Source organism: Streptomyces cahuitamycinicus (genome assembly GCF_002891435.1).
In the GTDB taxonomy this organism is placed as follows: Bacteria; Actinomycetota; Actinomycetes; order Streptomycetales; family Streptomycetaceae; genus Streptomyces; species Streptomyces cahuitamycinicus.
Genome location: NZ_POUC01000447.1, coordinates 1 through 6313, shown reverse-complemented (window position 1 = coordinate 6313; position 6313 = coordinate 1). Strand labels below are relative to the sequence as shown.

Genomic DNA, 6313 nt, shown 5'->3' with positions numbered 1-6313 from the left:
GCCGGGGCTGCGGGTCGCGTTCGATGTCGGGGAGCACGAGGACCGGATGCTGCCCCACTGTGAGGTGACCGAGGGCTTGGTGGAGCGGGCAGGGGCGACCGTTCGGGTTTCCCGGTCCGCGTCCGGGCATGACCGCGCCGGGTGGCGTCATGCGCTGCTCAGGGATGTCGGCTGGGCCCTCGGGTCGTAGTCGGGTGCGGGTGCGTGGGGGCTGGTCGCGCAGTTCCCCGCGCCCCCGAAACAGCGTCGGCTGGGCCCTCGTGAGTAGTCCTGTGCCGGCCCGTGGGGGCTGATCGCGCAGTTCCCCGCGCCCCCCAACAGGGGCCCTCGGTGAGTCCTCGTCTGCCGGCCCGTGAGGGCCGATCGCGCAGTTCCCCGCGCCCCTGGGGGCGTATCCCCCAGCCACCCCTGGAACTCACCGTGCGACCGCCAGGCAGTACGCCTCGTCGTTGGTCAGGAGGTTGCGGTGGGTGTCTTCCGCCGTGATCGTGCCGTCGTCCAGGACCAGGACCCGGTCCGCCGCGTCCAGGAACGCCGGGCTGCTGGTGATGACGATCGTCGTGCGGCCCCGGCGCAGTTTCGCCACGTTGCGGGCGATGAGCTGCTCGGTGACCGCGTCCACCGCCGTCGTCGGGTCGTGCAGGACGAGGACGTCGGTGTCGGCGGCCAGGGCACGGGCCAGGGACAGGCGTTGGCGCTGGCCTCCGGAGAGGTTGGCGCCCCGGTCGCGGACGCCGTAGTCGAGGCCCTCGCGGTGCAGGGCCACGACATCGGTCAGCATGGAGGCCTCGACGGCGTCGGGGACCGTCCGGCTGGTGCCCGACGGGTCGATGTTCGTGCGGAGCGTGCCCGCGAAGATCTCCCCGTCGTACGGGTTGACCAGCAGGTGCTCACGGACCGCCTCCACCGAGAGGTCCGCCAGCTCCCGGCCGCCGACCCGCACCGTCCCCCCGTACGCGGCGGGCGGTACGCGCACCGCCAGGACGGCGGCCAGGTCGGCCGCCGCTTGGGGCTGGTAGGGGGCGATGGCGACAAACTCCCCCGCCTTCACCCGGAACGTCAGGTCGGTCAGGGTGCCGTGGCGGACGCCGTCGATCTCCAGGTCGCCGCCGGGTGAGGGGTGTCCGGTGCCCGGGGTCATGACCGGCGGGGCCGACAGCACCAGCGCCATCCGCTCGGCCGAGGCACGCGCGATCATCACGTACTTGGGCATCTCCGAGAACAGCTTGAGCGGCTCCATGATGAACTGCGCCAGACCCACGGCCATGACCAGTTCCCCGATGGTGATCCGGCCCTCGAACGCCAGCCAGCCCGCTGTCAGGGTCACGGCGCCGGCGAGGACGGCGTTGAGGGCCAGCGCGGTACCCGCGTAGGCGCCGTTCACCTTGGCCACGGTGATCGACTGGTGCTTCGCCTCCGCGCTGACCTTCCGGTAGGACCGGAACGCCGCGTGGTTGCCGCCGAAGCCGTGCAGCGGGCGCAGGCCGGTGATCAGGTCGGCGACCTTCGCACCCGCCCGCGCCACCCGGGCCTGCTGCTCCTGGGTGCTGCTGCCGATCCGCTTCGACATCACGCTGAGGATCGACAGGATCGCGACGGTGCCCACGATCACCAGCAGACCGAGTCGGATGTCGGCCAGGCCCAGCGCGACCGCCGCGACCAGCACCGCGACGAGCGAGCTGATCAGCAGCGGAACCACCTCGATGATGTCGGCGGTCTGGTCCGCGTCCTCGGTGGCGATGGTCAGCACCTCGCCGGACTTGAGGTCGACGTCCCGGGCCACGGGCTGCAGGCCGCAGGCCGCGACCTTCACCCGCCAGCGGTGCGCCTCGGTCGTGTTGGCCTTCTGCAGGATCCGCATGCCGAACCGCCACGACAGCGACACGGTCGTGATGATCACGGCCAGCGCGCCGATCGACAGGGCGAGCGCCTGGAGGCTGCGGCCGTCCCGCATCGTGTGCTCGACGATCAGGCCGAGGGCGATGGGGAAGGCCGTCTCACCGGCCTGGTAGAGGCCCATGAGGAGGGTGCCCCAGACCATGGCGCCGATGTTGCGGCGCAGGGCGGTGCGGAGGATGGCGGCCCCTTCGCGGGGTCGCTGCGTGTCAGTTGTCATCGAGGTGGCGGGCAATCGCTTCCGGGGTTCGCAGGGTGAACAGATCGCGGATCGTGATCACGGGACCGTACTCGCGGCGGAGCAGCCCGACGAGCCGTACCGCCAGCATGGAGTGTCCCCCGAGGGACACGAAGTCGCTCACCGCGCTCACCTCGTCGTCGTCAAGATCCAGTGCCTCGGCGAAGTACTCGCACACCACGGTCTCGGTCTCGGTCTGCGGGCCCCGCTCCCCCGCCGTGGTCAGCGCGCCCAGCGGCTTGGCCTCGGGCAGCGCCTTGGTGTCAGCCTTCCCGTTCACCGTCAGCGGGATGCCGTCGACCTGGGCGTAGTGCGTGGGCCGCAGGAAGTCCGGCAGTCCGGCGCCCACTTCGACGGCGACCGCGGCCAGATCGGCCCCGTCCAGGACGAGATACGCGGCCAGCCGGTAGGCGCCGTCGACCTGCGGGTCGGGCTGGGCGACCGCGGCGGCGAACCGTACCGCCGGGTGCGCGGCGAACACGGCCTCGACCTCGCCGAGTTCGACCCGGTGGCCGCGGATCTTGACCTGCTGATCGGTGCGGCCCAGGTACATCAGGTTGCCGTCCGGCCGGCGGACCACCAGGTCGCCGGTGCGGTACATGCGCTCGCCGGGCGCGCCGAACGGGCAGGCGACGAATCGGTGCGCGCTCTGGGCGGGCTGCCCGAGGTAGCCGCGCGCGATGCCGATGCCCGACACGTACAGCTCACCGGGGACGCCGTCCGGCAGGGGCCGCAGCCACGGGTCCAGGACGTACACGTCCGTGTTGTCGATGGGCACGCCCACCACCGGGTCCGGGCACTCGAACGTACCGACGCCGAGGGTGTTGATGGTGTACTCGGTGGGACCGTACAGGTTGTAGCCGACCGTGCCCTCGGTGTCGGCGAGCCGCTGCCACAGCGTCGGTGTGACGGCCTCACCGCCGAGCAGCACCAGCGCCGGACGCCGTGCCGGGTTGTCGAGCAGGCCCTCGGCCACCAGCTGCTGCGCGTAGGTCGGCGTCACGTTGATCACGTCGATGCCGTGCTCCAGGCAGTAGTCGACCAGCCGGGGTGCGTCGCGGCGCAACTCCTCGTCGCAGATGTGTACTTCGTGGCCGTCGGCGAGCCACAGCAGCTCCTCCCACGACATGTCGAACGCGAACGACACGGTGTGTGCGATCCGGAAGACCCGGTCGCCGTGCTCGGCCAGCACCGGCTCGAAGATGCGGCGCTGATGGTTGATCAGCATGTTGGTGAGCCCGGCGTACTCCGTCACGACGCCCTTGGGCTTGCCGGTGGAACCGGAGGTGTAGATCGTGTACGCGGGGTGCCGCAGCCGGTCGGGGTCGTCCGGCGCGAACGTCGGATACGGCTCGGCCTCGGGAAGCGGCCGGTCGAGTTCGATCAGCTCGCCGGTCAGCCGGGGCGACACACTGCTCACGGTGAGGGTCACCTCCGGCCCGGCGTCCTCGACGATGGCGGCGATCCGCTCGTCCGGGTGGTCCAGTTCCAGCGGCACGTACGCGGCGCCGACCCGCAGGACGGCGAACAGGGCCACGATCCAGTCGGGGGAGCGCGGGATCGCCAGCCCGACGGTCGTCTCGGGGCCGATGCCGCGCGCGGCGAGCACACCGGCCACCCTCCGGCTGCGGTCCCGGAGTTCGGCGAACGTCATTGTCGCGCCGTGGGCGACGAGCGCCACCCGCTGCGGGTCGCGGTCCGCCGCCCGGTCGAACCGGTCGACGACGGTGTCCGTGCCGACCTCGGTGCGCTCGCCCGGCTCCGGCACCGGTCCGAGGCCCCGCAGCGCACCGACCGGACCGGTCGCCCGGGCCACGTCCTCCAGCACGCTCAGGTAGTCGTCCAGGAGACGGCGGGCGTTGCCCGTGTCACCGTCGCGGTACTCCAGCTTGACCGTGAGCCGGTCGCCGGGGGTGACGACCCAGGTGAAGGGGTAGTGCGTGGAATCGTCCGCCTTGACCGAGGTGATGCCGTGCCGGGCGTTCATCTCGGCGAACGCGTCCATGTCCAGGAAGTTCTGGAGCACGAAGAGGTTGTCGAACAGGGTGTCGTGCCCGCTGGCCCGCTGGATCTCGCCGAGCCCGAGGTGCTCGTGCTCCATCGCCTCGACCCGGGCCGCCTGGACGGCCGACAGGTAGGCGCGGACCGTGTCGTCCGGACGGGCCCGGGTCCACATCGGCACGGTGTTGAGCAGCACACCGACGATGCCGTCCAGCCCCTCGCCGTCGCGGCCGGAGACGGTCACACCGAAAACGGCGTCGCTACGGCCGGTGTGTGCGCCGAGCAGCAGGCCGAACGCGCCGGTCAGCACCGAGTTCAGGGTGACGCCGTGCGTCCGGGCCGCTTCCCGGACGAGCGCGGACTGCTCGGCGGACAGGGTGTGCACGAGGGCCTTCGGCAGGTCGTCCGAGAACGACGGAGCCGGTCCGGCGAGCAGGGTGGGTCCGGGGAGACCGGCCAGGTGGTCCGCCCAGAAGCGCTCCGACACCGCCGGGTCCTTGGCGGCGAGCGCTCGGGCGTGCTCTTCGAAGCTCGGCGCGGCCGGTGCCGGATCGAGGGGCTCACCCGCCAGAACGGCACGGTAGGCGTCGAAGAGGTCCCGCAGCACGATCTCCCGGGACCAGCCGTCCCACAGGAGCAGGTGGTAGCTGAGCAGGAGGCCGTCCCGGTCGGCGGGCAGGTGCACGACGGTCAGCCGGATGAGCGGCGGCTCGCCCGGGTCGAAGCCCGTGTCGCGGTCCCGGGCGCGCAGGGCGTCGACCTCCGCGTCCGTCGCCAGGGCGATCGTAGGGACGTCGACCTTGCGGCCGGCCTTGAGGAGCTGCACCGGGTTTCCGTCGCCGTCGGTGCCGAAGCCGGCGCCGACGACCGGGTGCCGTGCGATCACGTGGGCCATGGCTTCGGCCAGCGCGCCGGTGTCCAGGCGCCGGTCGAAGGTGAACCAGTTCTGCGCGACGTAGTGTCCGGCCGAACCCGCCATCTGGGCCTGGAAGTACAGGCCGCGCTGGAGCGGGGTGACGGGTGCGGTGCGTTCGGCCGTCGCGGCGGCGTCGGCGATGTGCTGGAGGGCGGCGCGCCAGTGCTCGGTGAGCTCGTCGGGCACGCCCTCGGCCAGGATGAACTCGGCGAGCAGGCTGCCGGTGGCCTCGTCGGTCCACGCGTTGACCTCGACGGCGTAGGGGCTGCCCTGGTCTCCGCCGGTGAGGTGCAGCGCCTGTGACTCGCTGCCCCGGCCGAGGTAGTTGAACAGCACCTGCGGACGGGCGGTCAGCAGCGGGGCCGTCTGCGGGTTGAGGTACCTGAGCCGGCCGTAGGCGACGTGCCCGTCCTCGTCCGGCTGACGCTCCACGACCTCGCGCGCGGCCGCGACGGGGTCGGTGTGCGGGGTGAGCCGTACGGGTGCGATGGAGGTGAACCAGCCGACCGTACGGGTGTAGTCGTGCTGTTCGAGGACCGGGACCCGGCCGTGGCGCTCCAGGTCGATCGCGAGGTCGGTGGGTGACGGCTGGATCCGGGTCAGCGCGGTGCGCAGGGCGCCGCACAGCAGCTCGGTGAGGCCGAGGCCGAGTGCTGCGGGCGCGGTGCGGGTGACGCTGTCGCTCACGTCCGGGGCGACTACCACCGTCGTATTGCGCAACGTCCCCGTGAGCGGGAGCAGTTCGGGAGCCTGGAGGGTGGTGACCCAGCGGCCGAGGTCGTCGAGGTCGTGGGTTGCCCGGAGCGTCATGCCTTCGGCGTACTCGGCGTACGAGGTGGTCGGCGGGGCGAGGGGCTCGCCACGCAGGGCCGTTGCCAGGTCGTCGAGCAGGATCAGCCAGGAGACCGCGTCGACGGCGAGGTGGTGCACGGTGACGACGAGGGTCCTGCTCGGCTCCAGCCACGCGAACGCGATCACTTCGCCCGACTCGGGGTCGAGTTGTCCGGCGGCCTCGTTCGCGACGGCTGTCGCGTCGGTCGTGTCCTGGCGTACGACGGTGACATCGCGTGCGGGGTCGGTGCGGAGGGTCCATACGCCGTGTGCGGTGTCGAGGCGCATCCGGAGGGACGGGTGTGCGGCGACCACGGCGTTCGCGGCGCGTACGGCGTCGGCGTATGCCGTGCCTTCGGGAGCCTGAAGTGTCCGGGCCTGGGCGAAGCGGGTGAGGGAGCCGCCGAGTTCGCGTTGGCGGAGGATGATGG

2 protein-coding genes and 1 pseudogene are annotated in these 6313 nt (G+C 72.0%); 1 reads left to right on the top strand and 2 read right to left on the bottom strand.

Annotated elements, in window-relative coordinates; genetic code table 11:
- A pseudogene (locus C1J00_RS46040) lies at positions 1-190 on the top strand (esterase family protein); the annotation flags it as partial.
- A gap of 225 nt (positions 191-415) precedes the next feature.
- Here C1J00_RS46040 and C1J00_RS36285 read toward each other — a convergent pair.
- Positions 416-2116 carry an ABC transporter ATP-binding protein gene (locus tag C1J00_RS36285; RefSeq protein ID WP_102913186.1) on the bottom strand — a complete coding sequence of 567 codons (1701 nt, stop codon included), beginning with the start codon at positions 2114-2116 and terminating at the stop codon, positions 416-418.
- On the bottom strand, positions 2106-6313 hold a 4208-nt coding region (locus C1J00_RS36280; RefSeq protein ID WP_146046323.1), incomplete at its 5' end, for a non-ribosomal peptide synthetase. The genes C1J00_RS36280 and C1J00_RS36285, both read right to left, overlap by 11 nt.

Coding starts and splice junctions, on each gene's coding strand:
- C1J00_RS36285 (WP_102913186.1), bottom strand. CDS start 2,116: ATGACAACTGACACGCAGCGACCCCGCGAAGGGGCCGCCATCCTCCGC.